We start from the raw sequence: 26,292 nt of genomic DNA, 5'->3' as shown, positions 1-26,292 counted from the left end.
TTGCTTTTATTCAAGAAAAGGACACGATTCTGAAGTAATGAATTGCGCTCTTTCTTTATGTAAAAGGCCATTTAATTACTAATATCGATCTTCAATCGGGCGCATTTATAAAGTAATTAAAGCCTAATTTCTCATTGTTTTAAGGGGAAATTAGGCTTTTTTACACGTTAAGAAAGTATAAAAATACTTTCTATAGTATAAGCGTAACTACGGCGATCACCTGCGCTAAGGCTTGGCGCTAGCCGAGTTTTCTTTATCCTAACGTTATAAATCTGCCTTTTCTGGTGCCGTCCCTATAAATGTTTTGAAGAAGGAAAAAGAGAGCCCTTGAGTGAGGATTTTTTTATCCCTTATTTATTCTTGCCACACAGGTGTCAACAAGAGGTGGTTATGATGTAGATATAGTAAACAAAGCATTTAATTTGAAAGGGTGAGTAGTGTATGAACAAAAATAAAATTGGGGTTATTATTGCAGGGCTTCTATTATCCATTTTCATGGCATCGATGGATAATACAATTGTAGCTACATCGATGGGTACAATCGTTGGAGAGATGGGCGGACTCGATAAGTTTGTATGGGTAACCTCTACTTACATGGTCGCTGAAATGGCTGGGATGCCGATATTCGGAAAACTTTCTGATATGTATGGACGTAAACGATATTTTGTATTTGGAATCGTCGTATTTATGATTGGTTCAGCATTATGTGGTTTGGCAGATTCCATCATTCAGTTAAGTATCTTTAGAGCTATACAAGGTATTGGGGCTGGTGCGATGGTATCAATCGCCTTCACGATCATGTTCGATGTGGTTTCTCCTGAGAATCGAGGAAAGATGATGGGAATGTTCGGAGCGTTATTCGGATTATCGAGTATTGCCGCTCCACTACTCGGCGGTTTCATTACCGATCACTTACATTGGGTATGGATCTTTTATATTAATTTACCACTTGGATTGATTGCTTTTCTTTTAATCGTACTTTTCTATAAAGAGTCAGCTGTACATTCAAAACAAAAAATTGACATACTTGGTGCTTCTCTCCTAGTTGGAACAATTATCTGTCTTATGTTCGCACTGGAACTTGGAGGTAAAGAATTCGATTGGATTTCGCCACAAATTCTTGGCTTGTTCGGAGGTTTCATCGTACTAGCGACTTTGCTTGTTTTTATTGAAAGAAAAGCTCCTGAACCCATCATTTCATTTAAGTTGTTTCAAAACCGTCTCTATACGACAAGCAATCTTGTCGCCATGCTAAGTGGAGCTGCTTTTATGACCGCTTCTGTTTTTATTCCAATATACATTCAAGGTGTATTAGGTGGTACGGCGACGAACGCAGGATATGTTCTTCTTCCAATGATGGTCGGGTCAGTTGTGACGGCAACCGTTGGTGGAATACTAATAGCAAAACTGTCTTATCGTACCATCATGATCACGACACTTATCGTACTTTTAATTGGACTTGGTCTTTTGACAACATTAACAACAGATTCACCAAAGTACCTAATTACGATCTATATGATCTTAGTGGGACTAGGAATAGGGGCTTCCTTTTCTGTTCTTAGTACATCAGCTCTTCACTCATTACCTGCAAATCAGCGTGGTGCAGCCAATTCAACTTTGAACTTTAACCGTTCGCTAGGAATGACACTCGGCATAACAATTTTCGGTATCATTCAGAGTCATTCACTCCATGATAAACTGACCAGAGCTTTCAATGGCACACCAGGAAATTCAACTGTGAACATAAGTGATCCGCACGTTCTTTTAAATCCGGAAATCCGCAAAGGCATGAACGAGAATACGGTGCATGCAATAACAGAAGGACTTTCTTCTTCCATTGCCGCTACATTTTTCTGGGCACTTATTCCGGCAGTACTGGCTTTGGTAACCGCCTTTATCATGGGGAAAGAAAAATTGGAACCGACAGCAGAAGGTTACTCCCTTTCACATTAAATGGTTTATAATAAAATTCAAGTAAAATATGGAACGGAGGGGCTGCGCTTTGAAATTAGAACGGATGATGGCCATTACAATGGTTCTATTAAACCGTAAACGAGTCCAAGCACAAGAACTAGCTGACCGGATGGAGGTATCATTAAGAACGATTTATCGAGACTTGGAATCTTTGAATCTTGCTGGAATTCCTATCGTTTCGTACACAGGTACTGAAGGCGGATACGAGATCATGGATAACTTCCGTCTCGATAAGCAGCTTCTCTCATTCAATGAACTGAGGACATTATTTACCGCTGTCAGAGGGCTGCAGTCGACTCAAGTCTTGAACGATTCCGAAATGTCCCGATTGCTTGATAAAGTTGGCGCTTTGGTCTCCCAAGCTGAAACTGGACCTAACGACAATAATGATCAAATATTGATCGATTTCACCCCATGGAAAAATAGCGATGCTGAAAAGAACAAATACGAATCTCTTCACAAAGCTATTCAAAATAATAATATGATCACATTTACTTATACCGATAACAAAGGAAATGAAACCAAACGATACATTGAACCAATCGGACTCGTACTGAAACGTTATTCATGGTACTTGCATGGGTTTTGCACTGAACGACAAGATTATCGGATTTTTAAACTTTCCCGCGTCCGGGAACTTCAGGTTTTAGAAGAACGTTTCAATCAACGCAATGAAAATCTTTCTGATTTGAATGAGCGTTGGCAACCAAATACTTTACAGAAGTTTGTTGATGTAGTACTTCAATTGTCAGGAAAAGCGAAAGTTTCGATTTTGGATTATTTTGATGAGAACGATATAGAACGTTATGCTGATGGCTCACTCATTGTACGAGGATCTATTCCAGATGAAGATTGGATGATCGGGGTCTTGCTGAGTTTTAAAACAGATGTGCTTATTTTAGAACCTCCGCATCTTGCTGCTACAGTTAGAAAAGCAGCATTACAGATAGCTGATTTGTATCTAGAATCTGGAGAATTAGTTGTCAGTAAGTAAATAAAAGTTGAAGGAGAGGGTGAATATGGATCTAACAGGCAAAATTGCGATTATTACGGGTGGCTGCGACGGAATCGGGCGTGCATCGTCCCTTCTACTAGCGAAGCGCGGTGCAAAAGTAGTCCTTAATTATTTATGTAATGCTGACCGAGCAGAAGAAGTAGTATCTGAAATTCGTGCAAATGGCGGTGAAGCAATTGCTATTCAAGCTGATGTTCGTGATGAGACTCAAGTTTCAAAACTTGTGAGCACTGTAATAGCTTCCTATGGCCGTGTAGATATATTAGTTTGCAATGCGAAAATTGGATTTAAAGCAATACCTTTTGCGGATATGGCATGGGACGATTTCTCACAAAAACTAAACGATGAATTAAAAGCGGCATTCGTGACGACAAAAGCTGTGATACCAGTGATGATTGAGAATCAATTCGGGCGTATCATCTATATTTCTGATAGTCTTGGTAAAGATCCGTCTCCCTATATGATTGCACAGGGTACGGCAAAGGGCGGTCTCGACACATTCTCTGTTTATATCGCACAAGAATATGGTCCTCACGGTATCTCTGCGAATGTTGTTGCACCAGGATTGTTGGATACGGAGGCTTCGGACTTTTTATCAAAGGAAGAAAAACAAATCGTCAGCAACTTTACTCCACTTGGACGGGTTGCAATACCCGATGATGTTGCAGGAGTCATCTCCTTTCTGGCAAGCGATGACGCACGTTTTGTCACTGGTTCGTACACACCAGTTACGGGTGGATTAACGATGGAATGAATATACAAAAGCGAGTGGACGATCTGCTTGTTCACTCGCTTCTTCTGTGTAAGATTCTTGAATGAGTTGTCTTTTCTTTATTTATTTATATTTTATTAAGCTGAGACATACATGTAGCCAAAACTAAGAATGATAATTAATAGAATTGAAGAATATAGAACCATTAACTTACCCATTTGTTGCTTTACACTCCTTTAATTAGTCATAACTTGTTCATTACAAGGTTATATTAATAGTTTACTGTGGGTGATTCGTTGTTCCTATCGAATTACCTTTCAGTTTACTTACAGTCATGTAAGGCGGATTAACGAGAAGATACTAACGGGGTTAGGATCCTTCTTTCCTCCTTATCCGATCGAACAGAAGGATATATGCGCAATTCTCCTTCATAGACTAAGCTAAGCTGACATGCTACTTTAAAATCGTTTGGTGTTACAAGAGTGAGTGGTTTATCCACCACCGAAAGCCCGTTTTCATCTAAAAGGGTTGCGACAAACTGAGAGCAAAAGAACGCATTTTTTCTATTAATCTCAATGTTGAATAGAATCCCGAAAAGTCCAAGAAGGTTATATTTGTAGTCTCGTTCGCTTCGCTCGTATTTTTGAATGTTTCTTCGAAGGAGATGATATTCAAATTCTGTTACAGAGCATCGATAAACCGCACATTTAGCACGCCTAAACAACTCTGTTTCAATATTTTCCTTCACAAAGCCTCCGACAAAAGGATTGCTTTGATCTTTCCGCCCGAAACTATACAATTCCTCTAACTTGTTATCAAATGCAATCGAAGCGTGATTGAATGGACACTTCGTATAAAGCTTGATCATTCTTGTAAATAAAGTACCCGTATCGGTAAGAAGAACATAAACATGTTTGTTCCTCATAAAACATCCCTCCGTAAATGGTGAAATTAGGAAGGGATGTTTTAATGATCATCCTGATTGAGATCTACATTCGAAATATGTCTCTATTTAATCAACCCATTCACAAAAAAGAGAGCAGGTTTCCCTTCTAGTTCTATAGTAAAGGGAACTTCAGACTGAGGTAACGACCTTGAGCTTTAATTGTTACTAGGACCTGAGCAGTATGGAGAGCTACTCTTATGATTGTCTTCGTATTTTTGTCACAACTATAGCTCTATCGAGTCATTCTAATTATCAGATGTTTGGGCTACACTCATAAGGAACAGCATTACCAATCTAACTTATAAAATATTGATTTGGATGCTTTTAGAGCGAATATCAAGTAGTCCAACATGAAAGTGTGGTCTAATACATGGAATCTTCACCAATGTCCTATAAACAAATGAAGTGGCTGATACTATTGATTCCCACTTTTACAGTCGGGTTATGGGAGTTCATTCGACATACACCGCCAATGCTTAGTCATGTATCCATGACGACAGGAAACTGGCTGACCGCAGTAATTGTACTCGGGGTGACCATCCTTTTTGTACGTAAATTGTTCAATCGGATGGAAGACTTACAGAAAAAGTTAGAAGAAGAACGAGCTAAGAAAGTCATGCTGGAGGAAAGAGAGAAAATTGCACGTCAGCTGCATGATGGGGTTGCCCAGTCGATTTTTCTGTTAGGGGTAAAGATGAACCAGTGGGAAGCGAATGAACCACATCTTATAGAGCATGAAACCTACCAAAAAATGCGGAAAACCGTTCAACATATGCATGAAGATGTTCGCCAATCTATTTTCAATTTGCGGAATCCTTCAACGGTTCATCCGTCGCCTTGGATAGAGTCGCTGCAACAATTGGTCAGCGATATTCAACAGGAGACCGGACAAAGCATCCGTTTTCAGTGGGACATTCCTGAAGAGCAGCTTACATCCCAAGAAAAAATCGAACTATACGCCTGTGTAAAAGAAGCGTTAATGAATATACGCAAGCATGCTCAGGCCGATCAAGTCTCGATCATCGCCCAGTCATTGGAGGACGGTTGGGTTTGTACGGTAGAGGATAATGGGGTTGGATTTCAGGAAGAAGATCTGTCCGAAAGTCAAGGATATGGGATGGAAATCATGCAGGACCGTGCCCGGAAAATGGGTTGGCAGGTTGGTTGGCAACGGCAAGACAATCATACAAAGGTAATGATCCGAAAGGGGCTGAAGACCGGTGAATCAACCGTTCCGCATTTTAATCGTTGATGATCATGCTCATGCAAGGGAAGGGATCAGGGAAATCGTCCAAGTCTATGATGATTTCGAAGTTGTCGGGGAGGCCAAGGACGGAAAAGAAGCCATTCAATTAACCGATGAGCTGATGCCTGATCTGATTTTAATGGATATCAATATGCCAGAAATGGATGGCCTAGAAGCAACCCGTATCATCAAAAACAAGTACCCGTATGTCAAAATTGTCATGATTACCGTCTCCGATGAGGTCACCGATTTATTTGAATCGTTGAAAAAAGGTGCCCAGGGCTACTTGTTGAAAAATCTTCATCCATCTACTTGGTATGACTATCTTCGTGCATTTGCTCATGATGAAGTACCGATGTCCAAGGATTTGGCTACGCAAATTTTACAAGAGTTCAATACAAGCAATAAACCACAAGCCAATGCCACTACTCCCTTATCTCAGAGGGAGCAAGAAGTGTTGCAGTGGGTCGCAAAAGGAGATTCCAACAAAGATATTTCCATCACCTTGAACATCTCGGAATATACAGTGAAAAATCACTTGAAAAATATCATGCAGAAACTGCACTTGGAAAACCGGGTACAGTTGACGAGATATGCTTACGAACAAGGATTGATTCGTCCGAACAAATAGATTCGTCAGGAGAGACACCATGGAACAGACGAAACAACAAACAAATTTGGAAGAAGCATCAAGTAAAACAAATACGAAACCTAGGGCATCTTGGTACCAATCGGTTTGGAGATGGCACTTCTATGCAGGTCTGATCTTTGCTCCATTTTTAATTATTCTTGCCTTAAGTGGGGCGGTCTATCTCTTTCACCCCCAAATCGAGTCATACCTATATCATGATTTGTATTATGTTCAAGAAGAACAAACGGCTTTGTCACCTACCGCCCAAGTGGAAGGGGTTAAAGAAGCCTATCCAGACGGTACCGTAACAGCGCTAACGTTTTATGACGATCCATCACGTACGACTGAATTCAGCTTAATGGAAAAAGGACAAATGTCTTCTATCTTTGTAAACCCATACGATGGGAAGGTTGCAGGAACGTTGAATAATGAAGAGAAATTCTCTGAGATATTCAAAAAGGTACATAGTGAATTATTTATAGGCGGGACGGTCGCGAATCGAATCGTGGAACTTGCAGCGTGCTGGGCAGTCATTTTGCTCATAACCGGACTTTATATTTGGTGGCCTAGAAACAAGGCATCCCTTTGGGGGACAGTCCTACCACGGATAAGGTCAAAAGGGAGAACGTTTTGGAGAGATCTACACGCAGTTCCTGCATTTTGGTTATCTGTTTTCATCTTGATTCTAATCGTTACCGGACTTCCTTGGTCAGGTGTGATGGGTGAGGAGATCAATCGGATTGCAACATCTACGAACACAGGATACCCGCCGTTTGCACAGGCATATGGTGATAAACCGGAATCAATCGTTAAAACAAAAGATGTTGCTGAGGATGTTCCTTGGGCTACAGAAAACGTACCCGTTCCAGCATCGACGTCAAGCGGGTATGAGCCATTATCTTTAGAAGACGTGTCGTATATTGCGCAAAATGAAGGAATTCAAAAACCGTATACGATCTCAATGCCACAAGGGGACAAAGGCGTGTATACGATCGCAACTGCCGATACCAAGCCTGGGGATAATGCAACACTTCACGTCGATCAATATTCAGGTGCTCTTTTAAGTGATGTCCGTTTTGAAGAGTATGGAATTATGGCAAAAGCGATTACACTTGGAATTGCTTTACATGAAGGCCGTTTGTTTGGAATCGCTAATCAAATCGCTGGATTGATGGTTTGTCTCGGATTAATCACACTTATTATAAGCTCCTTTATCATGTGGTGTAAACGGAAGCCTAGACAGATGTTAGGAGCTCCGAATCAACCCAAAGATAAAAAGGTAACAAAAACGGTTTTTATCATCATGCTTGGCCTTGGAATCATCATGCCGCTCGTTGGAGTGTCGATCATTATTATTTATCTGATGGATCGATATGTATTACGGAAAGTTGGATTCATAAAAGCATGGTTATACTAAATTATTCAGAGGTGGTCGAACATGAAGCGCATATTTACAGTAGCACTGACCCTTCTTTCCTTGATGATCGTAACGGCTTGTACAGTCGAGAACGAGGCAGGGTCATCCCAAAACACGGGAGAAGGCCCTCCAGAAATTGTAGAAGTGGATATAAATCTACCAGAAAAGATGGCTCCTAATGAGGAAAGTATCCTGAAAGCTGTTGTCACACAAGGCGATGAGCCGGTTGGAGATGCTGATGAGGTGCAATTTGAAATATGGAAGGCCAACCAGAAACAGGACAGCAACCTAATCGATGCAAAGTATGATAAGGATGGCGTTTATCAGGTCAAAACGAGCTTCGATTCAGAAGGAGTATATTACGTACAAACGCACGTAACTGCCCGAGATTTACATGTCATGCCGAAAATGCATTTCGTCGTCGGTGATGTTTCAGAGGAGGAAGTGAAAGCGATCCTGGAAAAACCGCAACAGTCCGAAAATGGCACTGACCAGGGTCACCATCATTAATTCTTCAAGGCAATTTTAACGTAGAGGGGTGCATGATTTTGAAAAAAAGAATGTTCATTACAGTTGTTTTATTGATTGGATTACTTGCAGCATGTGGAAAACAGCAATTGGAAAAGCCAGATGATTACAACTTTGAGGTTCAGAATTTTACATATAAAAATCAAGATGGAAAGTCTGGCAGTCTTGAAGATCTGAAAGGGGAAGTGTGGATTGCCGACTTTATTTTTACGAGCTGCAATACCGTCTGCCCACCAATGACGAACAATATGGCCAGATTACAGAAGGCGATTAAAGAAGAAGGATTGAAGGACGTACAGATCGTTTCATTTAGCGTGGATCCGAAGGTGGACACCCCTGAAAAATTGAAAGCCTTCAGTCAGAAATTCAATGCAGATTTTTCAAACTGGCATTTCTTGACCGGGTATCCTCAGGAAGAAATTGAATCCTTGGCAAGGGACAGCTTCAAAACAACCGTCCTTAAGACGGAACAATCCGATCAAGTGACCCATGGTACATCGTTTTATCTTGTCGATCAATCTGGTACAGTGGTTACCAAATATGATGGGACAAAACGCTCTGATGAAAAGGATAAGGAAGTCATCAAGGACATTAAAGCATTGCAACAGTAATTGAAAAAGAAGGTTCTTTTATGTGGGAACAGTTAACAAACAACTTCAGTTTTGCAGCATGGATAAACCGAATAAACTCCTCTGAACCAGTCAAAATAAGAAGGGCTGATCTCCGCATCATCGATTTGATGTAGGGTCAGCCCTTTTTTTATATAATGTGGTTTTTCGAAAATATTTGAATAATTTAATATTCGTTAACAGTAGTTTAATAGAAGCTTTATAGTTTTTATATATCATTTTCAGTGTAAATATTGAGTATGATAGGAGAGTAAAAATGGCTAATCATGAAGAAGGAAAAATAACAAGAACACAACATGAACCTGAAATAAAAAAAAAGATGACGAGAAGAACCTTTATAGAAGGAACGACTAAGGTTGCGGGTCTTTCGTTAGGGTTGAGCCTTGTAAGCCAATTGAATAGTGGCAATGTCTTCGCTGATTCGGATGATAAGGAGAGGAACGATCGTCGCAAGCCAGATTTAGTATTTCCGGTCATTAGTGATGTTCATATCAAAAAGACAGGAACTGGTGATATACAAAAATTCAGTAGTACACTACATCAGATGAATGAAATTGTCCCGAAGCAAGATGCTTTCGTCGTTGTTGGAGATTTGACGGATCATGGACTTACAGAAAAATACGATCGATTCATGTCTGTTTATAATTCGGGGAAACAAGCGAAAGCTGTTTCTATGTTTGCAATTGGAAATCATGATTACAGAAGTTAATCGAAGAAAGGCCCATTCGCTTTAGCGATGGGATGAATTCGATCTCTCTAAAAATAAATGGCCTCCAACTATTGTTAATTTCCCCCTCTTATAGTATCCTGGTTACAGGAACGTTTGTTCGTCTTAGGGAGGGGTAGAAATGGCGAAAGGTCAATCTCCAAGCTTTGTTTTCACACTTGAATTGGAACGGCNCTGGTTACAGGAACGTTTGTTCGTCTTAGGGAGGGGTAGAAATGGCGAAAGGTCAATCTCCAAGCTTTGTTTTCACACTTGAATTGGAACGGCACCCACGATTATTTTCCATCCTTGAAAGGGAATTAGAAGTTTGTCGTGTCATCTATAACACGGTACTCGGAATGTATCTCAAGCGAGAACATCAGTACAAACGTGAAAAAGCGTATAAACGATGCCTACGTCAATTAAAAGGAATCCGTCATAAGCTTGGCTCGGACCAAGACAATCCTACTCTAATAGAAGAACGAAAGAACGTATACATGCAGTTGAACCAGCTTCGAGAAAAGTACCAACTCACCGAATATGCCGCGCATCAATGGATCAAACCGATCCGACAACACTTTGGCAATCAAGTTAATGCCGCAGTCGCCCAGAAAATCGCCTCCCGTGCGTGGCTCGCTTTTCGTCAGAAGCTATTCGGGAAAGCAACTAAGGTCCGATTCATTCGAAAGGGTGAGATGGTGAGCCTGGAAGGAAAAACGAACAAGACAGGCTGGCGATATGTCGATCGTCACCTTGTCTACAAAGACCTCTCCACACCTTTATGCATCAAACCCAACGACGAGTATGCCTTGACCATTCTCTCTCGACTTGAAAACCAACTCTCTTTCTCCTACACGAAAATGGAAAAGGGCAAACCGATCACAATGGTTGAGCCGTATCGTGTGAAATACGTCCGTATAGTTAAAAAAGTGATCCGTGGAAAGAACCGTTATTTTGCCGATCTTGTCATTGGTGGGTATCCACCGACCAAAACCAAAACACTTGGAAAGGGACCCGTGGGGTTAGATATTGGAACCTCAACCCTTGCCGTTTCCTCCCTAACCAAGGCAGTTTTATGGAATTTAGCGGATCAGGTTGAACCCCTCTCTCGTCAGATTCGTTTGCTTCAACGCAGGATGGACCGATCCAAACGGTCCTCGAATCCAGAAAACTACCATGAAAATGGTACAATCAAGCAAGGAAAGAAAACCTGGACCTACTCCAAACGTTATCAACATCTTCGCATTCGGTAATGGCAACAAAGGTTGCTTGGACTGCGAACGTTCGGATAGAAGTGAGATCTAGTGTCTAACTCCCTAAATGCTAAGCATCCGTAAGGGGCGGACTGTAGCTGCCGGTTTAGAAGAAGGTCTTGCGTATTCGAACCCCACGGCTTTAGTCGTGGGAGGATTCAGTGGAATGGATTGTCTGTAACTGACGCCCAGAAGCGTTTTCTAGAGAAAACCAGAATGAAATCAATCTACTATCATAAGGTCATTAAAGGCTATCATTTTATTGTTCTAGCTACTGAAGACGGTGTGACAGAAGGAACTTTTTCAATAAATCAAATAAAATGGTTAGACAAGCAGCTAAAGCAAGCAAAAGAGGATGATCCGAAAAAACCTATTTTTGTTTTCCACCATCAGCCAATCAAAGGGACCATTTATGGAAGCGAATGGGGATTCGCTAAAAATAGAGATTTCTTTTACAATACGTTAAAAAAATACCCGCAGGTCATCTCATTTTCTGGACACACACACTATCCATTAGATGATCCTAGAATCATACATCAAAAGGATTTTACAACAATCGGAACTTCTACAGGCGCTTATTTGTGGCTTGACAGCGGAAGAATTCAAGAAGAGGTGCCAGAAGGAGCTGATTTCTTTAATCAAGCTCTGATTGTAGAAGTTTATAAGAACAAAGTCTTGTTGAAACGTCGGGACATTCATAATAACGACTGGACAGGGGAACCTTTTGAAATTCGTGAACCCTCCAATAAGAATTCATTTGAATATACAGAGGTTAGAAGGGACAAAAGGGCTCCTTCTTATGAGAAGGATGCAAATATTTCCGTGGTCCAGCAAAGTGTCAGCGGCTTAACAATCATGCTTACACAAGCGAAGGACAATCTTCTTGTTCATGACTATAAAATGGTGGCGAAAAACAATGCAACTGGAAAGATAGCGATTGGAATTCCTCGCCTTCTCTGAATTTTACAAAGATCCTGTACCTAATCCTGTACTTTTTACTCTGGATGGATTAAAACCGAATACATCCTATGAAATCGAGGTTCATGCTCTTGATGCCTTCTCAAATCAAAGTAAAGATTCATTAAAGGCTACAGGAAAAACACTAGATGGTATCGTGAAAGAAGTAACGATCTCCTTATCGAAAAATAAGTTGAGTGGAGTAGAGGATACTGTTGAGGTTACAGTTGAAAATGGTAGAGATCCTCAGAGTGATTGGATCGGAGTTTATGAAGAAAGTGTAAAACCTGGTGATAAAGCATCCATTTGGTGGATGTATTCGAAGGTCGAAGAGGGTACAGTCAAATTCACTTATGATCCAAAGAATAATATATATCCTGAAAGATATAAAGAAGGTGCTGCTTATAAATTTGTTTACTTTTATGGAAGTGGATACGAGGCCGTTGCATCAACAACATTCACGGTGGGCAGAAATGCATAATAATGTGTGAACATTATAAGTTCTGCAAGTTCATAAAAACAAGAAAGCCTCTGGAATTATATTTTTTGGCTCCAGAGGTTTTGCTTGTTTTAAGAGAGGAAAGTATTAAAGTTTAATCTATTTAGTAGGGGTGGTTTATAACTTAATTACATATCCTATCATCTGGAAAATGACATAGACATACACACATGGAGGATTTATAGGTTGAAGAAAGAAATAATGTGTAGGTTGATAAATTGATAACTTGACAGAAATGAGGGAGAACCATGAAAACGCAAATTGAACGCGCAAAGCTGTTGGAAAGTCTCCATATAAAAGGTGATCCATTGATACTCTACAATATCTGGGATCCTGGAAGTGCTTTGGCGATGCAACAGATCGGAGCGAAGATAATTGCTACAGGAAGCTGGTCAGTGGCTGCAGCGTATGGATTTGGGGACGGAGAAAATATCCCATTGGAGTTGGTAATAGAAAACCTTAAGAGGATCGTTGCAAGCGTTGATCTCCCCGTCACCATTGATCTGGAGGGAGGATATGCAGAAGAGATCCAGCTGAGCTCCAACAAAACATAACAAAGGTGGTTGCAGCAGGTGCAGCAGGCATAAACTTCGAGGATCAAATGGTCGGCAGTAAAACCCTTTATTCTATTGAAGATCAGTGTAGGCGGATTAAAGCAGTCAGAGAAGTTGCTGATCAATCATCCATTCCCCTTTTTATTAATGCACGTACGGATTTATTTCTTAAAACGGATCCTCGTGGCCACAGTGAAAAGCATATGAAAGAAGCGTTGGTCCGGGCTTCTGCCTATGCTGAATCTGGGGCTAGCGGATTTTTTGCACCGGGTCTAATAGACGGCAATTACATTGAACGGTTATGCAATCATTCCCCTCTTCCCGTAAATATTCTGGTAAAGTCTGGAGCCCCTGCGACAAGACAGCTAGTAAAAATGGGAGTCGCTCGTATTAGCTATGGCCCCGGACCGTACCGTCAGATGATCAGTACCTTGAAAGAACAAGGACGTGAAGCTCTTTTGCAGAAACAAATCTAGCAGATTCTCATTTCGTTTTAACATAACAAATAGGAATGCCATGATTCAGCCTAAAGATGTAGGGAACATCAGTATTCTAATGGATGTGTAACTTAATCACACTTGTTATTGTTTATTTGATGACACGGTTACTACATTATTTTAGGTATGGAGGGTATCATGATGAACTTTGTTTTATTTGGTGCAAGTAGAGGACTTGGTGATGCGTTTGTAAAAGGATTACCCGAAAAAGGCGACCATGTTTGGATCGTTTCTAGAAGCAAACCGGAGAGCTTGAGTCTTAGTGACGGCATTCACAGATACTGGATTGAAGCTGATCTTTCACAGAAAACCTCATATACTGCTATTGCTGATGCAATAAAGGATGAGCCGATTGATGTACTCCTTTATAATGCAGGGATATGGGAGAAGGAAGGATTTCAGGATCATTATGATTTTGAAAAAGATGATCCAGAAGATATCGAAAACATCATCAATGTCAATACAACCTCCGCAATCATTTGCACTCAGAAACTATTACCCAATCTTAAAAAATCGGAGAATGCTAAGATCATTTTGATAGGTTCAGCTGATGGTATCGAAAATAACGAAAGCAAGCAAGTGGCATATGTCGCTTCTAAGTTTGGAGTACGTGGAATAAGCAACTCTTTACGAGAGAATCTTAGAAAATTTGAGATTGGTGTGACGTGTATCAATCCTGGTAATATCGCAGCAACCATTCCGTATGAAGAGGGAGCTGAAAAAGCTTTATCGACATATAAAGGCACAAGAATACCTGTACAGGATATCGTTTCTTTAATCAAGGTTGTAGTGAGTCTCTCTAAGGCTTCGTGCGTTAAAGAAATTAATATGCCAGCCATGTTCGATACGAATGCATAATTCATAAAGGATTTGAGGAAGTAACATCTCAGAACTTTTATAAGATATGTTGCTTCCTCTAAATCAGAAGATCACAGAGACCTCAGATTAATAAATGATTATTCTGAGGTCTTGACATAAGCATTCAGTTGATCGAGTTCTCTTTTGTAGATCGAACGAAAGATGTATGGAGTCAATATTCTCTCAACTAGCCCTGCAAAGCCAGGTTTTTTGCGGATTTCAGAGACAAGCTGCAGGTCACAATGTTTATCATCCTGCCCGGGTGAAATCGTCCAGATCGTCGTAATACCTGCAACGGCGTCCTTTTCGATTATTACCCTGCCTGGTTCCGGTTCTGAAATCGTCATAACGTTCGTCGATCTCTTTCCCATGACATTCAGGTTTAATCGAAAGACCGTCCCCTCTCCGATACCACCTTTTTCAATCACCACAGACTCGAATTCCTTAGGCAGAAAATTCCGATGTTCATCCATATCACTAATAACTTGATAAACCCTTTCTGGGGAAGCCTCAATCATTTTCGAGGCAGCTACACAATACGTCTTCATTTCACTCACTCCTTTACTTGAGATGATTAACATTTTCCTAAACAGCCTTCCTGGAACGCGAAAAACAATTATACGAAATAGACATCATCATCATATCAACACTATTCAGGTTGTGATCAATTAAGACTAGTTCTAAATTATTGCTCACTATCCATAATTCCTTCAATGGTCTCGTTTAAAAATCTAAGTCAGTGGGAACGGTTTTCTAAAGGAGGGGATAAGCATGAGAAACTCTTTTCGTGTTTTAGTAGTATTGGTCTTTACGCTTTTGGTGGCAGCTGGCTGTAACTCTACGAACGATGGAAAGGTCAATACGGAAGACCAAAAAGAATCAACCGAAAACGAAGAAACTAGTGAACAGAAAGATGAGATGTCAGGTGATCTTTCGAATGGTATTGAAGAAGTTATGGCATCGTTGCAGGACTTACAGACCGCTGTGAAAGCAGAACCTTCAGACCCTGAACAAATAAAAACAGCAGGTGAAAAGCTTGAAGAAAATTGGGATGCCATTGAGAAGAAAGTAGAAGAAGAGTACCCTGAAGACTACACCAACATAGAAGAAAGTCTTTATCCACTAATGGATGAAGCAAAACAGAATCAACAAAATCTAGAAAAAATACAACAATTAATGAACGATACGATGGAAAAAATGAAGGCGTTTAAAGAAAAGGTTGCATCAAGTTCTTAAACCCTTTAAACACAAAAAACTGCGGATATGAAACCTGCAGTTTTTTTGTCTGGAACCATACTTGTTATCCAGTAAACCTGTTTTTACTGTTCTTTTTTTGATTTCAGATAAGCGTCAACTGATTCGTCCAATAATCTTTCCCTGTTTGGATCTTCGTTGATATCTGAATCTACTTCCATTTCCTGTTTAAATATGCCGTAAGTATCATCTTCTTTATTTAGATTTTTATCTTTATCTTGATTATGGCGATCATTTTTTTGAAGTGACATAAGCTCACCCTCTGTAACAGGTATTTTAACTTAGTTTGAACCATTGGTTTATAATTAATTCAAAACCTTATAGAAGCGTGCTATGGAAAACTTAAATCCGCTTATAATGATCCTACATAATTGTGCATGGAAAGTCGGATGGTTCTTTACAATTCCTGCTATTCTTTTGGTCATTCACCTGCCGTTATCAAGACCTAAAATAAATAGCCCTTAAAAAATAAGGGAGAATACATGATAGACATAGGTTGAAGATGTTGGCAGGCTCTTATTTCTAACAATTTATTCACCTCTTCCCTAACCCTCTTTTATGGTAAATATGAATACCAAGCCTTTGTTCTAATAAATCGTTTTGAGATTTCAATTTGATTAACTTTCATTGTTCGAACAGTGATTCGTAGCTTATCATTTGGTGACTTTTTGAACATCCTCTTATTGTGAAATCTCTTTCTCATCAATATGATATTGAGGAGGCTTCTTTACAAATCCCTTCGTTAAGATTAAGAGGTACACAATTCCTATAAACGACCAGATACCTCCAAAAATAAGTGCATTTTTGCTTAAGCTTAACCATATCCATGAAGTGAGACAGGCACCGATAAGTGGAATCATCAAATATAGAATTGTACCCTTTATACCCCGCTGCTTTTGTTTTATATAAAAATGGAAAATAACCGACAAATTAACGAATGTGAATGCAAAAAGTGCTCCAAAATTAACTAAAGAGAATCCTATACCTAAATCTATAAAAAATGCTCCTAAACAAACTAAACCTATAAAAAGTATGTTGAACACTGGTGTTTTGTATTTTGAATGTAATTTCCCAAATATTTTTGATGGGAGAACAGAATCCCTGCCCATTGCGTATAGCAATCGCGCTCCGCTTGCTTGTGCGGAAAGTGTTCCTCCGATACATCCTACAGCGGATGCCGCTATAAAAAACGAGGTAAGGAGTGTAAAGCCAAGAGATTGAACGATTTCAAAACCAGCTACATCCGGGTTAATAAACGAAGTGAAATCGGGATAAACTAAATTAAGAGTGTATGATACTAAGATGAAAATGGTTCCACCAAACAGTGCGACAAGAAAAATAGCTTTCGGAACCGTTTTCTTAGGATTTACCGTTTCCTCTGAAAACGTCGTTACTGCATCAAATCCAAGAAAGCTTGTAGCGACAATTGAAGCTCCCGTTAAAATGGGTAAAAACGATAGATCCGAATTGTGAAAAGGTTCCATAAAAAAGATCGTACCCGCTCCAATATTTTGGGTAATAATTTGTTGAATCGACAATCCAATAAAAATCACGACAAATGTCACTTGAAAAATAATTAAAATCGTGTTAATTTTGGCATTGAGTTGAATTCCGAATAGATTCGTTATCGTGATAGGAATGGTAAATGCTAAAATCCATATCCAAACAGGTATAAATGAAAATGCTGCATGCAGGAAAATACTACTTGCTAAGACGTTAAGCATCGGCAGAAATAAATAATCCATCATCACGACCCATCCAACAAGAAAACCAAAATGAGGACTTATCGTTTGTTGTGTATAGGTATACGCTGAACCCGCAGAAGGAAAAACCTTAATCATTTTCCCATAACTGTAGGCAGTAAAAGAAATCATGATCAAAGCCATAAGATAGGCCGCAGGAACTCTTCCTTCTGTTATGACGGCCGTAATTCCGTATGGTGAAAATACAGCCGTCGGTATCATGTAGGAAAGCCCTATAAATACTAGAGGGAAAAGGGTCAGTGTTCGGTTTAAGCTTTTTGGACTATTACCATTTATTTTGTTTTCCATAATAATATCCTCCTCTTCTTTTTTCCCCTAAAAACCAAGGAAAGTCCACCGTTATAATTGATTGTATTCTTTCATAACTTGCAGCAATTCTTCATGGTCAATTGCGTATACTTTTTTTCCATAGGGCTTTACTGTGGTCATTGTTTCTGCAGCGATTAACGCATTAACAACTGATTCATCTATGGCCTGACAAACCGCTTCGTAAATTGGGTCAAATAATTCATCATTTATAAATTCCATTTGTAGTTTTCCTTGTGATTGTTGTGGAATCTCCATTTCATTTGCTGTTGAAAATGCAAGAAATATATCTCCAGAGTTATTGCCACCAGGGCTTCCACTTCTACCTATTCCAATGGCTGCACGCTTGGCAACTCGGTTAAGCTGGTGGGGGAGCATCGGAATATCTGTTCCAATAATTACTATAATAGAGCCTTGCTCCCGTGATAACAGTTTTCCTTTTTTTAAATGCTTACCCACGGGTACTCCAATAATCGAAAGCCAGTCACGTAAACCGTAGTTAGCTTGAACGAGAACTCCAATATGATGCCCGACTCCATTAATTTCGGCGATGCGTGAAGATGTACCGGTTCCACCTTTAAACTCATAGCAAATCATTCCCGTTCCACCGCCAACATTCCCCTCAGCAACTGGCCCTGACCTCGCACCATCAATTGCAGAAAGAACATGCTGCTCTGAAATATGCTGTCCGTTAATGTCGTTAAGGACTCCATCATACGTTTCAGCAATAACAGGCATTGCCCATATTTGTTCATTGCTGAATTGTTTCTCATATTGTTTCAGCATCCATTTCGTTGTTGCATGGTGAGCAATTCCTACAGAATGGGTATTGGTAATACAAATCGGACTAAGAAAATATCCCCCATCCTGAACCCAATGCATACCTGTCATTTCACCATTACCATTCAAGCTGTAAAAGCCCGCCCAAATCGGCTGCATTTTTTCTCCCTTGCCGCGGGGTAAAATAGCTGTTACACCAGTACGGACTGGACCTTTACCAATTTGGAGTTTACCTTCTCCTTCTATGATTGTCGTTAACCCAACCTCTACACCAGGAACATCTGTTATTGCATTTAATTCACCTGGAGTACCAGGAAACGGCAATCCAAGGTCACGAGCGCGTTTTTTACTCATATTAACTTTCTCTCCTTATCTAGTTGTAATTTAAAATCATACGGTTTTTAATCCGTCCAAACTGGTCTAGAAAATAACTTACTTTGGATACGCTTACAAATCCTTTGATAAAAATAAACAATGTATCTTGACCTTTTACACGATATAACCCCCTAATCACCAATGTATAATTTAAAGTCTATATCTATTTAATAGCAATTATCATGCCAATTTATAAAAAGCGGACAGTATCAATACTATTGGCGTCATGAACAAAAAAACCACATAAAAAGTGTAAGTTTATACTTACATCTTTTATGCGGCTAAACAAAATCAATATCATTGATATAAGGCGTTTGATTATATGTCATTATAAACGAACACTGTTAGTTTATAATGACATTTTTTCACGGTTTGTTATTTATCTATACCTAATCGATTCATCTTTTGGTATAAAAGCGGACGGGGTATTTTTAAATGTTTTGCGGCTTTTGTCTTATTCCCCTTGCACATATTTAATACTTGTACGATAGCTTCACGTTCAGCTTTCTTTTTAATCTCTTCAAGTGGATTCTCTATGTCAATGTCCACCAAATTAATTCTATCGTCCGCTCTATTCGAAAGATTATCAAAATGCTCTAAGCTTAAGGTGCGCTCATGCCAATCAATACGATTCATGGCTCTTTCTATCATGTTTTGTAACTCCCTAATATTCCCCGGCCATTGATAATTCATAAACATGACAAGTACTTCTTCAGAAATCGATTCTACATTTCGATTTAAAAATTGATTAAGATGAATAATATATGATTCTGCTATTTTAGGGATATCCTCTTTTCTTTCCCTCAACGGGGGGACACGAATGTGAATTACATTTAAGCGATAAAATAAATCCTCCCGAAATTTCCCTTCTTTTATTAAAGTTCTCAAATCCTCATTAGCCGCACTAATAATTCGGATATCAATTGATAAACTATGTTTTCCACCAATTTTATCAATTTCTTTTTCTTGTAATGCTCTTAAAATTTTCGGTTGCAAGGAATATGGCATTTGATTTACTTCATCCAAGAATAATGTACCACTATTTGCAAGTTGAAACTTACCTATCTTTCCACCTTTTTTGGCACTTGTAAATGCACCAGATTCATAGCCGAATAATTCTGATTCAAATAGCTCGGATGGTATCGCGGAACAATTTAAACGGACAAAATTACCGTGATTACGATTACTTAAATCATGAATTGCATGAGCAACTAATTCTTTTCCACAACCTGTTTCACCCGTTATTAATACGGTAGAATTTGTCGCTGCAGCCTGTCTAATTTCATCTTTCAATTTTTTTATAGATGCGCTCTCTCCAATAATATTGTTAATCGAATATTTACTACTTTGAAGGCGCTTTAATTCATTTTTAAAATAATCTAATTCACTATTTAAGCTTTCGACTTTCTTTAAGAAATTTTTTAACAAATGATAATTATCGAATACATCATACTCTACAACACCAAAAAATTGACCCTCATTGTTATAGATCGGATAACGTGTACTTATGATCGTGTGATTTTCCAAAACATACCAATCTGCTATAGATGGCTTCCTTGTTTCTACAGCAAGATGAACTTTTGTTGTAGGTATAACATCTTTAATATGTTTTCCAATAATTTTCTTCGGGTCAGCTTTCACTGATTTAGCTAATTTTTCATTCATATAGACAATCTTTGCCCCTTTATCAACTACAACCAATCCATCAATATTTTCTAAAATTAATTGATAATCTTCTAATGAAAGCATAAACACACCTCACAACAAAAGAAAATTTCCGAAATTTCGAATTTTAAAAATTATAGCACACTTTGATAGACCAACTCCATTAGACGTTGAAAATGGATTAAAGAATTGGACTGAAATGTTCGGAAGTCATATGTTTGAAAATATTGATGATAATAAAAAAGACTACATAATAACAAAGGTTGAAAATAATTTAAAAGCAATTTTATGTAAAGACGGTAATTGGATAGCTGATTATAAAAGAATTCGTTTAATCGAGATAAAATAATAAAGAAGATGCTGTCCAAAAATTGAACTAGGAAAGCATCTTTATTTACATTTCACATTGTGATTTTATTGGTAGAAAAGGATTATCGATTTTCTCTTTGGATGCCCAGTTAAGGGAATACCCTATAGCTCGTTTTACTTATGAATAATCCCTTCTCTTATACTTATTCAAGAATGTTGGGGACGCATTTATTCAGAATGGTTTCCATCCACCAACTATCAGCAAATTGAGGGACCAGAAATGCTGTGGAACAAAAATAAAATGTAACTTCACCAAATTTTAAAAGCGAAATATGGATACCGGTTTTGAAGAAGTAATAATGATCAAAAGGACCTAAGGTGAATTTTCATCCGGCAAATAAGAAGCAATTCATATTGGGACAATGAAAAAACGGGACAGATAAGCTGGCACCGTTTTTTTTCATCTTTATACGGAGAAAAACCTCTCGCATTTTCTCCCAACAATTGATTCAAAACAATAGCTGAAGGATTAATTTTTACAAGGAAATAGGTGCGAAAATACAAGGGATTTTTTGTTGGTCAAATTATTTTTCTGTAGCAGGCATGTAGTGTCCGGGTATACTATTCGTAGAAATGGCCAATCGGTTCCACCCATTGATCGTGATGATTATCGTAACGAGATCGATATATTGTTTTTCATCAAAATGAAGGCGAACCCGCTCATACAGATCATCGGGTACACCGTTTGCCGAAATGGAAGTAACTGCTTCTGTTAATTCCAGCGCTGCCCTTTCCGACTCAAGATAGAACGGTGATTCACGCCAAGCACTCAAACAATAAATCCTTTGTTCGGTTTCACCATTTGCCCGGGCATCCTTTGTATGCATATCCAAACAGTATGCACAGCCGTTGATTTGAGACGCACGAATTTTGATCAATTCGATCAACTTCATATCAAGTCCCGTCGTTTTCTTGTACTCCTCTAGTTGAAGCATTAAATTGAGAACTTCTCGGTTTGTTTGCATGTAGTTAATACGTTGTTCCATGTCTATCTCCTCCATGAAATCTTTTTGGGTTTCACTTATAAGACAAAATAGAGGAGTGATTTGTGACACACAGAGCTAAAAAAATTTCTCAATGTTCTATCCTAGAGGAACGGGAATGTGCTTTAGCTTATCAGGATTTGAAATAATAAAGATTTTCCGAATGTCCTTTTGTTCTGAATCCAATTCAAAGCAAATGACTCTGATGAGCTGGCCGTCTTTCATTTGCAGGATTCCTTTCTGACCATTGACCATCACCGGATGAAGTTCACCTTGGCCAGAAGATCCACACGTTCGGAATTATCCGAATGGAGCGGAGTATCATTTTGTAATTTCCGCTTTGCACGACTGTGGATTTTTCTGCAATTCACTTCTGTTTTTTGCAGCATTTCTGCAATATCCTTATAATCATAAGCAAATGCTTCTCTAAGAACGAACACGGCTCTTTCGACAGGTGACAGTTGATCCAGCATAACGAGAAAGGCGTAAGAAACCGTTTCGTCTGTTACAACCTTATCTAAAGGGAGATCTGGTTCGTTTACCTGAGGCTCGGGCAGCCAAGGCCCTTCATAAGTTTCTCTTCTCTTCCGGGCTGAATTTAAATAGTTCAGACAGCGATTCGTCGTCATTTTTGCAAGGTATGCTTTCAAGTCCTTAACCTGGTCGTTATCAACATTAAGCCGCAGGAATACATCATGAACGATATCTTCTGCGTCGGTAACAGATCCAAGCATCCGGTACGCTATGGAATAGAGAAACGGTTGATAGGACTTATATAACGTATCCAGCCCCATCACTTGCACCACCTATTTTCTATTACAATTTTCCTTTAGTTTAAATCATACATAGAAAAAGAACCATCTCCAGTTGTTTTGATAGTCGTGATGAATCGGGGAACTTGTGGGGGAAGGCAGGGCAAAATAGGACTGACATCGAAAATTTATAACACAGGTATTCGTGATATTGTTTGGTCAGCATCCCCTGCATCATTGTGCATGAAATGTCGGATGGGTTCATACAATTCCTGCTATTCTATTGATGAAAGGAGGTCATATCATTGGATTCTCTTAAAAGAATGAATGACGCATTGAGCTACATTGAAGAAAATTTAACTCATGATATTGACTATGAAAAAGTCGCAAGGATTGCCTGTTGTTCAGAATATCATTTCAAAAGGATGTTTTCCTTTCTGGCTGGTCTGCCGCTTTCAGAGTATATCCGCCAAAGACGTCTTACTTTAGCGGCAATTGAGGTTGCGAATAGTGATGAAAGGATCATTGATATTGCAATCAAGTACGGATACAGCTCACCAGATTCTTTTACGAGAGCTTTTCAACATTTGCATGGTGTGACACCGTCAGAAGCAAGGTCGAATGGGCATTCACTTAAGGCGTTTCCGCGTATGACCTTCCAACTATCGATTAAAGGAGGAAGTGAAATGAACTATCGGATTGAAGAAAAAGAACCGTTTCGCATCGTCGGTATTAAGAAAAGGGTCCCCATCATATTCCATGGAGTTAATCCAGAGATTGAATCGATGTGGAAAAGTTTAGATGGTCAGAAAATTGAGGAGCTTAAGAGCTTGTCCAATGTTGAACCTTCCGGGTTGATAAGTGCATCCACGAACTTTTCTGAAGGTCGAATGGAGGAAAAAGGAGAGCTTGACCATTATATCGGGGCGGCAACAACGAAACCGTGTCCTAAACACCTGACACAGCTTGAGGTCCCAGCCTTGACTTGGGCTGTGTTCGAAGCAGTCGGGCCATTTCCTGATACGCTGCAAGATGTCTGGGGACGAATCTATTCTGAGTGGTTCCCATCCACCAACTATGAACAAACCGAGGGTCCAGAAATACTTTGGAATGAAAATAAAGATGTAACTTTACCAAATTTCAAGAGCGAAATATGGATCCCGGTTTTGAAAAAGTAATACTGTTCAAGGTGTTCATTAAATAAGGAGATAGTTACTGATTAAGTGATGATTTGATATCATTCACGAAGCAGTTCTATGGTAATAAGAAATTAGAATTGAAAAAGTCTATACAGGATTATACGGGACCGGGTAGCTGGCCCCGTTTTTTTGCTGTAAAATTACGGACAACAATCGGTCTATACCTTTCCTTTTTTGATATCCTTTTACTCCTGAATAGAATTTGGAAATTACTATTAGTGCGTATTCAAAAAGTAGACGAATCAGATAATTAAAAGGAAGTTCGACTAAAGACTTCACGTCCTGTGACAACGTCGAACTGACTCACTTCCTGTAAGCCCAAGGCACGACAGTTTTGAGGACCGGAGCGACGAGCAAGGCTTGCTGCATGAACACTGCGAGTTTCACCGAGAAAGCCTGCTTCGAAGAATGATCTTGTAGACGCAGGTGCATGGGCCGTTGGATACTTTTTGAACATCCTCTTTTAATGATCTTTCTTATCGGGATTTTGGACTTCAATACCATACAATTGCTTTGCTGCACTGCCGACAATTTGTGTGATCATCAAAGCGATAGTACTTGCTGATTGTGGCATGCCGGTTTTAATCCAGTGAAGTAGAATACTTAGGTTAGAAGCGGCAAAATACTCTACCATATAATCCTTCGGGAGAATTGTCTCTCCTAATTCCGGTTGAATATCGAGGATTTTTGAAATGTGCTGGGTTTTTAAGAATTCTTTGATTTGATCGGCAAAGGCAGGGTCGCCTTTAGGGCCCAAAATGACCCGAAAAAAATCCGCATGCTCTGCGTAGTATTCAATGACCCTCACCATTATGGGGTCGGGCTCGTTTCTAGCTGCATAGGACAGGTAGTCGTAAGGATTGAGCTTCTCCATTCTCGCTGTCAATCCCTCCCACATTTCAGCTTTGACCTGCGCCAATATATCTGTTGCATCCGTATAGTGCAAATAGAAGGTGCCGCGGTTAACATCAGCCTTCTCCGTCAAATCACTGACAGTAATACGTTCAGCGCCTTTCTCTTCCATTACTTCGATCAAAGCTTTACGCAAAAGCGCCCTGGTTCGCGTTTTACGACGGTCCATTTTCTTCGTCATGGGTGTAATCTCCTTTGATTTTAAAATTTTTTCAGAGAAAATCAACAGTTTTCCGTCTATGTATCGATTAAGGAACAGTTATAGGTTTTTTGATCATTGTATTTAACTTTACTCTTAATATAATATACGTATATGATGAATAATCAACATCACTGTTCATTAAAACTTAAAGAATCTGTCGCTCGATGAATCTAATTTCAAGGAGGTTAAGAATCTTGAAAACCGTTGACTTGAGAGTTGAAGGGATGAGTTGTGGGCTTTGTATCGTCACTATTGAAGGGGTTTTACAGGAGATAGGAACGAAAGGGAAAGTGGACTTAAAAACAAGTACAGTTACAGTTGAGTATGATGAGAATTCTCTTTCGCTAGAAAAAATTAAAGAAGCCATTGACGGGAAAGGGTACGAAGTGATCTGATGCGGATGAAAAGTGAAGCGACACATAAATCAAATAATAGAGGTGACCGGTATGAGTAGTGTATGGGAATATTTCACACCTGAACAACAGGAAAAACTGAAGAAGAATATAGAACAATTAACAAGTCATCTCGGGCCAGAAGAATTAAAACGAATGAGAAAAGAGGGGGATGAAATCATCTCAAAATTACGTATAGGATTAGAAACGGGGATACCGTCAGATGATCCTGACATTGTTTCATTAGCTAAACGATTAGCTGAAGGTCAGGCTAAGTTTAATGATGGGGATCCTGAAATTGAAAGCGCCATCGAACGATTTCACGTTGAAAATCCAGATCAAAAAGATCATGGAATAGATTTAGAGCTTTATAGGTATATCGAGAAAGCTAAATCGTAACGCTAAATATAAAACCAAAGGGACCCACTTAAAATCATAAAGGGAGGTGTAGAGGTGAATACAAATCAGAGTAAGCTGCCCGACATTCGTAAGACTAGGGTTCTTGATAATCCGATTTACAAAGTATGGAAGGCTGTAACAACATCGGAAGGGATTGCCTTGTGGTTTGTGGCAAACGATTTTCAGCTTTTGGAGGGACATGAGTTTCACATGGATATGCATAAGCCTCAAGGTATGACCACCTGCAAATTGATGTTGGTCGATACACCAAAACGCCTTACGTACGATTTAGGTAGCGATTGGAGTTGGACTTTTGAGTTGGTCGATCTAGGTGATCAAACAGAGCTTACGTTCATTTGGTCGGGATGGGATGCGAACAAGTCAACCGAATTCGGTATGTCCCACACTACGATACACTCCCAATTGCTCCAAGGTACAAACGTTCTCATGAAAAGTTTAGCAAGATCGATTAAAAAAATTTAATAGATTAAATAAAAGTAATGTAATTATTGGAGGAAT

General features: G+C 39.3%; 28 protein-coding genes and 2 pseudogenes. 21 read left to right on the top strand and 9 right to left on the bottom strand.

Annotated features, from left to right (window positions below):
• Positions 1-441: 441 nt before the first annotated feature.
• The 3 genes from NON16_RS17310 to NON16_RS17300 are packed head-to-tail and all read left to right on the top strand — an operon-like array spanning position 442 to position 3,743.
• Entirely contained in the window at positions 442-1,953 is a 1,512-nt protein-coding gene (locus tag NON16_RS17310; RefSeq protein WP_257350680.1) for an MDR family MFS transporter, read from the top strand.
• A 49-nt stretch (positions 1,954-2,002) separates the two neighbouring features.
• Entirely contained in the window at positions 2,003-2,968 is a 966-nt protein-coding gene (locus NON16_RS17305) for a helix-turn-helix transcriptional regulator (RefSeq protein WP_257350679.1), read from the top strand.
• Positions 2,969-2,993: 25 nt separating this feature from the next.
• Positions 2,994-3,743 (top strand): SDR family NAD(P)-dependent oxidoreductase, encoded by a 750-nt coding sequence (locus NON16_RS17300; RefSeq protein WP_257350678.1) that lies wholly within the window; start codon positions 2,994-2,996, stop codon positions 3,741-3,743.
• 304 nt (positions 3,744-4,047) lie between these two features.
• Here the strand turns inward: NON16_RS17300 and NON16_RS17295 are convergent, their stop codons facing one another.
• Positions 4,048-4,626: a hypothetical protein gene (locus NON16_RS17295; RefSeq protein ID WP_257350677.1), complete on the bottom strand. Its 579-nt coding sequence runs from the start codon at positions 4,624-4,626 to the stop codon at positions 4,048-4,050.
• A gap of 406 nt (positions 4,627-5,032) precedes the next feature.
• Between NON16_RS17295 and NON16_RS17290 the strand changes: the two genes are divergently transcribed.
• The 12 genes from NON16_RS17290 (at position 5,033) to NON16_RS17235 (ending at position 14,422) form a co-directional block, all read left to right on the top strand.
• Positions 5,033-5,899 (top strand): sensor histidine kinase, encoded by an 867-nt coding sequence (locus NON16_RS17290; protein WP_257350676.1) that lies wholly within the window; start codon positions 5,033-5,035, stop codon positions 5,897-5,899.
• Positions 5,868-6,524 carry a response regulator gene (locus tag NON16_RS17285; RefSeq protein ID WP_257350675.1) on the top strand — a complete coding sequence of 219 codons (657 nt, stop codon included), beginning with the start codon at positions 5,868-5,870 and terminating at the stop codon, positions 6,522-6,524. Before NON16_RS17290 ends, NON16_RS17285 begins: the two co-directional genes overlap by 32 nt.
• 19 nt (positions 6,525-6,543) lie before the next feature.
• Positions 6,544-7,941: a PepSY-associated TM helix domain-containing protein gene (locus tag NON16_RS17280; protein WP_257350674.1), complete on the top strand. Its 1,398-nt coding sequence runs from the start codon at positions 6,544-6,546 to the stop codon at positions 7,939-7,941.
• 21 nt (positions 7,942-7,962) lie between these two features.
• Complete coding sequence (locus NON16_RS17275) at positions 7,963-8,451, top strand: FixH family protein (protein WP_257350673.1); 489 nt, start codon at positions 7,963-7,965, stop codon at positions 8,449-8,451.
• 32 nt (positions 8,452-8,483) lie between these two features.
• Positions 8,484-9,080, top strand: coding sequence for an SCO family protein (locus tag NON16_RS17270; RefSeq protein WP_257350672.1), 597 nt, complete (start codon positions 8,484-8,486; stop codon positions 9,078-9,080).
• A gap of 274 nt (positions 9,081-9,354) precedes the next feature.
• Positions 9,355-9,807 (top strand): metallophosphoesterase family protein, encoded by a 453-nt coding sequence (locus NON16_RS17265; RefSeq protein ID WP_257350671.1) that lies wholly within the window; start codon positions 9,355-9,357, stop codon positions 9,805-9,807.
• Positions 9,808-10,040: 233 nt separating this feature from the next.
• Entirely contained in the window at positions 10,041-11,057 is a 1,017-nt protein-coding gene (locus NON16_RS17260; RefSeq protein WP_257350670.1) for a hypothetical protein, read from the top strand.
• Between the two features lie 216 nt (positions 11,058-11,273).
• Positions 11,274-12,017 (top strand): metallophosphoesterase family protein, encoded by a 744-nt coding sequence (locus NON16_RS17255; protein WP_257350669.1) that lies wholly within the window; start codon positions 11,274-11,276, stop codon positions 12,015-12,017.
• The gene (locus NON16_RS17250; protein WP_257350668.1) at positions 11,995-12,495 is read left to right on the top strand and encodes a hypothetical protein; all 501 of its coding nucleotides are present in this window, start codon (positions 11,995-11,997) and stop codon (positions 12,493-12,495) included. The genes NON16_RS17255 and NON16_RS17250 overlap by 23 nt, the downstream gene beginning before the upstream one ends.
• Before the next feature lie 266 nt (positions 12,496-12,761).
• Positions 12,762-13,067: an isocitrate lyase/phosphoenolpyruvate mutase family protein gene (locus tag NON16_RS17245; RefSeq protein ID WP_257350667.1), complete on the top strand. Its 306-nt coding sequence runs from the start codon at positions 12,762-12,764 to the stop codon at positions 13,065-13,067.
• A gap of 5 nt (positions 13,068-13,072) precedes the next feature.
• Positions 13,073-13,543 (top strand): isocitrate lyase/PEP mutase family protein, encoded by a 471-nt coding sequence (locus NON16_RS17240; RefSeq protein ID WP_257350666.1) that lies wholly within the window; start codon positions 13,073-13,075, stop codon positions 13,541-13,543.
• Between the two features lie 159 nt (positions 13,544-13,702).
• On the top strand, positions 13,703-14,422 hold the full coding sequence (locus NON16_RS17235) for an SDR family NAD(P)-dependent oxidoreductase (RefSeq protein WP_257350665.1): 720 nt from the start codon (positions 13,703-13,705) through the stop codon (positions 14,420-14,422).
• 98 nt (positions 14,423-14,520) lie between these two features.
• Here the strand turns inward: NON16_RS17235 and NON16_RS17230 are convergent, their stop codons facing one another.
• On the bottom strand, positions 14,521-14,970 hold the full coding sequence (locus NON16_RS17230; protein WP_257350664.1) for an SRPBCC family protein: 450 nt from the start codon (positions 14,968-14,970) through the stop codon (positions 14,521-14,523).
• A gap of 223 nt (positions 14,971-15,193) precedes the next feature.
• Between NON16_RS17230 and NON16_RS17225 the strand changes: the two genes are divergently transcribed.
• Positions 15,194-15,658, top strand: coding sequence for a hypothetical protein (locus tag NON16_RS17225; protein WP_257350663.1), 465 nt, complete (start codon positions 15,194-15,196; stop codon positions 15,656-15,658).
• Between the two features lie 83 nt (positions 15,659-15,741).
• On the opposite strand, the gene NON16_RS17220 is transcribed toward NON16_RS17225, so the two are convergent.
• The 4 genes from NON16_RS17220 to NON16_RS17205 form a co-directional block, all read right to left on the bottom strand.
• Positions 15,742-15,927, bottom strand: a complete 186-nt coding sequence (locus NON16_RS17220; RefSeq protein ID WP_257350662.1) for a hypothetical protein — start codon at positions 15,925-15,927, stop codon at positions 15,742-15,744.
• Positions 15,928-16,356: 429 nt separating this feature from the next.
• Positions 16,357-17,727: an APC family permease gene (locus NON16_RS17215; protein WP_257350661.1), complete on the bottom strand. Its 1,371-nt coding sequence runs from the start codon at positions 17,725-17,727 to the stop codon at positions 16,357-16,359.
• Between the two features lie 51 nt (positions 17,728-17,778).
• Positions 17,779-18,879, bottom strand: a complete 1,101-nt coding sequence (locus NON16_RS17210) for a DmpA family aminopeptidase (protein ID WP_257350660.1) — start codon at positions 18,877-18,879, stop codon at positions 17,779-17,781.
• 396 nt (positions 18,880-19,275) lie between these two features.
• Positions 19,276-20,649 (bottom strand): sigma-54 interaction domain-containing protein, encoded by a 1,374-nt coding sequence (locus NON16_RS17205; RefSeq protein WP_257350659.1) that lies wholly within the window; start codon positions 20,647-20,649, stop codon positions 19,276-19,278.
• 430 nt (positions 20,650-21,079) lie between these two features.
• On the opposite strand from NON16_RS17205, the pseudogene NON16_RS17200 reads away from it, so the two are divergent.
• Positions 21,080-21,231, top strand: a pseudogene (locus NON16_RS17200) (GyrI-like domain-containing protein); the annotation flags it as partial.
• Between the two features lie 227 nt (positions 21,232-21,458).
• Here NON16_RS17200 and NON16_RS17195 read toward each other — a convergent pair.
• Positions 21,459-21,920, bottom strand: coding sequence for a carboxymuconolactone decarboxylase family protein (locus NON16_RS17195; protein ID WP_257350658.1), 462 nt, complete (start codon positions 21,918-21,920; stop codon positions 21,459-21,461).
• 96 nt (positions 21,921-22,016) lie between these two features.
• Positions 22,017-22,711: pseudogene (locus NON16_RS17185) on the bottom strand (sigma-70 family RNA polymerase sigma factor).
• 263 nt (positions 22,712-22,974) lie between these two features.
• Here NON16_RS17185 and NON16_RS17180 point away from each other — a divergent pair.
• A complete protein-coding gene (locus NON16_RS17180) occupies positions 22,975-23,847 on the top strand; it encodes an AraC family transcriptional regulator (protein ID WP_257350655.1) in 873 nt (290 codons plus the stop codon).
• 484 nt (positions 23,848-24,331) lie between these two features.
• On the opposite strand, the gene NON16_RS17175 is transcribed toward NON16_RS17180, so the two are convergent.
• Positions 24,332-24,961 (bottom strand): TetR/AcrR family transcriptional regulator, encoded by a 630-nt coding sequence (locus NON16_RS17175; RefSeq protein WP_257350654.1) that lies wholly within the window; start codon positions 24,959-24,961, stop codon positions 24,332-24,334.
• 215 nt (positions 24,962-25,176) lie between these two features.
• On the opposite strand from NON16_RS17175, the gene NON16_RS17170 reads away from it, so the two are divergent.
• From NON16_RS17170 to NON16_RS17160, 3 genes are read left to right on the top strand one after another with little or no spacing between them, the layout of a single operon-like run.
• Positions 25,177-25,377: a cation transporter gene (locus tag NON16_RS17170; RefSeq protein WP_257350653.1), complete on the top strand. Its 201-nt coding sequence runs from the start codon at positions 25,177-25,179 to the stop codon at positions 25,375-25,377.
• A 51-nt stretch (positions 25,378-25,428) separates the two neighbouring features.
• Positions 25,429-25,773 carry a TipAS antibiotic-recognition domain-containing protein gene (locus NON16_RS17165; protein WP_257350652.1) on the top strand — a complete coding sequence of 115 codons (345 nt, stop codon included), beginning with the start codon at positions 25,429-25,431 and terminating at the stop codon, positions 25,771-25,773.
• A 54-nt stretch (positions 25,774-25,827) separates the two neighbouring features.
• A complete protein-coding gene (locus tag NON16_RS17160; protein WP_257350651.1) occupies positions 25,828-26,256 on the top strand; it encodes an SRPBCC family protein in 429 nt (142 codons plus the stop codon).
• The last annotated feature ends 36 nt before the right edge of the window (positions 26,257-26,292 follow it).

Origin of the sequence: Pseudalkalibacillus decolorationis, from assembly GCF_024609785.1 — a bacterium.
Taxonomy (GTDB): domain Bacteria; phylum Bacillota; class Bacilli; order Bacillales; family Fictibacillaceae; genus Pseudalkalibacillus; species Pseudalkalibacillus decolorationis.
This window is presented reverse-complemented; position numbering and strand designations above follow the sequence as displayed.